Source organism: Synechococcus sp. R3-13, assembly GCF_047462195.1.
Classification (GTDB): domain Bacteria; phylum Cyanobacteriota; class Cyanobacteriia; order Thermostichales; family Thermostichaceae; genus Thermostichus.
In genome coordinates this window covers 1-783 of the sequence record NZ_JANSIO010000242.1, presented here as the reverse complement: position 1 = coordinate 783, position 783 = coordinate 1, and the positions used below count along the sequence as shown (strand labels likewise).

1 pseudogene is annotated in these 783 nt (G+C 57.3%); it reads right to left on the bottom strand.

Going from position 1 to position 783, the window contains the following annotated elements:
• A pseudogene (locus NW856_RS07530) lies at positions 1–783 on the bottom strand (glycosyl transferase family 1); the annotation flags it as partial.

Here is a 783-nt window from a genome sequence, read left to right as displayed (position 1 = left end):
CCGGAAAGGGAGCAGCTGCTCCACTCCCCACTTCGCTTGAGGATCCTCCGGCCAGAGCCGACAAGTTCTGCAGCTATTCTGCCCCGCCAGCCCCACCGGATGCACAAAGCAGTTGCCCAGGCCAAGAGCATTCTGATGCAGCAGGTGCAAGGCCAAAGGGTTCGTCTCAAAACAATGAATGGCCGCCTCAGGGCAGAAACCCCGAAAACAAACGCTACCAAGGCCTACCCCAGCTCCGATGTCGATAACCGTCTGCACCTGACTAGACAGAAACACAGGAAAGTTAAGATACGTCCTCTCGTAAAAAACGGTGTCTGGGTAGAGCCTTACCGAAAACCTGAGTTTGCCAAAGTCAAAGCCAGTCAACACTGCTTCCATTAACTTACTGGCATTGGCCAAAAGAAGTTGGTGGTCCTCTGCCAAGACAAAAGCAAAGTTAGCCCTCACAGGCCGCCCCAGCCGCTGCAAGTCCTCAGCTGTGCACACCACAGCATCAAAACTAGGCCGACTGGCTGGCTCCCCTCTCACCTCGTGAATTCGCTCGGGCACTCCCTTCTGCTGCAGCAGACCACAGGGATCCCCAAACCCCTCTTCCACGTACAGCTCCAGCCGCGGCAAGTCCAGCAAATCCGCCGCTATCACCTCAAGACAACCTCGACTAACCCACACCCTCAGCCGCTCCTGCACGCGGTGCAGCTCTTGCAGGGGCTCGTAAATCCCCAGCCGCGTGTCTAGCCAGGCAGAGCTGGCGGTGCTGACAAAGTAGCGCACATCAGAGCGGGG